Origin of the sequence: Brachyspira catarrhinii (assembly GCF_005518285.1) — a bacterium.
In the GTDB taxonomy this organism is placed as follows: domain Bacteria; phylum Spirochaetota; class Brachyspiria; order Brachyspirales; family Brachyspiraceae; genus Brachyspira; species Brachyspira catarrhinii.
Window position 1 is genome coordinate 1 of the sequence record NZ_SJDU01000498.1, and the last position, 1436, is coordinate 1436.

The following is a 1436-nucleotide window of genomic DNA, read 5'->3' on the forward strand; positions in this document are numbered from 1 at the left end:
TAGTTTCGTTTTTTGTCCCTTCCATTATTTTAAAATTATATCTTTCAATATCTTCGTTTAAATGATTATTAATTTCAATCTCTAATTGCCTTGAAACATTGTCAATTAAAGTTCTTTCGTTTTCGGTTATTCTGTAAGGACCGTTGAGATTAGGAATAATCGAAGTTTTATTGTAAGGTTCTAAATAATAACTTAATCCTAAAGAATTTTCGGGCGATATTTTTACCGCGTTGTTATAACTTATAATGGAAATATTTTCATTGTAGGAAATCACTGCAAAAGATTTTCCATTGAGATTATAAGAATTTTCTTCTTTAGTCAATGTTATTTGAATTTCGTCATTATGTTTTGTTTTTATATATATATAACCGTAATCCAAACTAAATTTATTATTTTCAAAAGTTAATTTCGTGCTTGGCATCAATATAATATATTTTTCTGAATTATCCAAAACCAAATAGGAAGATTCTTTTGTGGAAACGGAAAAATAATCGTTAGGAAAACTATTTTTAAAATCCATATTCGAGTCTTCTTCGTTTACTATAATTGAAGTTTCTCCCTGCCTTGAAATCATCTTAAAACTGTTATTTAAATTATTTGAAAAAAGATTTATACTTGAAAGCAATATTAAAATGATTATTAAATGAATTTTGTTTATATAATTCATATATTAAAATAGTCCGTTCGATTTATTATATATCGTTATTATTTTCGTTTAAAAAATAAATTGCTTTAGATTTTTATGATTTATAACGCTCAAAGTCTTTAAAAATCGCTTGAAAATGTATCAAATGTAGTATAATAACGCTTTTAATACGAATTTTATATAAAAAATTTAAAAAAATGCTAAATGAAATTTAATTTTATGTCGATAAAGCCGAAAATAATTATATAACAAATGAAAGCCCATAGATTTGGCGGTCTCGAGCTTTCAATTTGTATAGTTGTTATACCATATGTTTGGAATATATTTAGTCCTTTAAATATATTCCGAGAATTTCGGTATTCTTACAACTCAAGTCTTCGTTTTGATTGTCGGAATGCCGTAAATTCTCTTTAATATTTTTTTGACAATTAGGCAGGGATGCCTTTTTGAATAAATATATATCATGGAGGATGACGATGATCATCAATAATAATATCAGCGCTATTAACTCTCAGCGCACTTTAAAATTTAAAAACTGGGATTTGGGAAAAGATATGAGAGAATTATCTTCTGGTCTCAGAATTAACCGAGCTGGAGACGATGCTTCTGGTTTGGCAGTATCCGAAAAAATGCGCTCTCAAATCAGAGGTTTGCGTCAAGCGGAAAGAAATACGGAAGACGGAGTTTCTTTCATTCAGACTACGGAAGGTTATCTTCAAGAAAGCCAAGACATTCTTCAAAGAATAAGGGAATTGGCGGTTCAAGCTGCAAACGGTATTTATACGGACGA

General features: G+C 28.4%; 1 protein-coding gene and 1 pseudogene. One reads left to right on the forward strand and one right to left on the reverse strand.

Going from position 1 to position 1436, the window contains the following annotated elements; all coding sequences use genetic code 11:
• Positions 1 to 667, reverse strand: a pseudogene (locus tag EZH24_RS11815) (M14 family metallopeptidase); the annotation flags it as partial.
• A 455-nt stretch (positions 668 to 1122) separates the two neighbouring features.
• On the opposite strand from EZH24_RS11815, the gene EZH24_RS11820 reads away from it, so the two are divergent.
• Positions 1123 to 1436, forward strand: a 314-nt coding sequence (locus tag EZH24_RS11820; protein ID WP_473807487.1) for a flagellin N-terminal helical domain-containing protein, incomplete at its 3' end; no start/stop codon positions are given.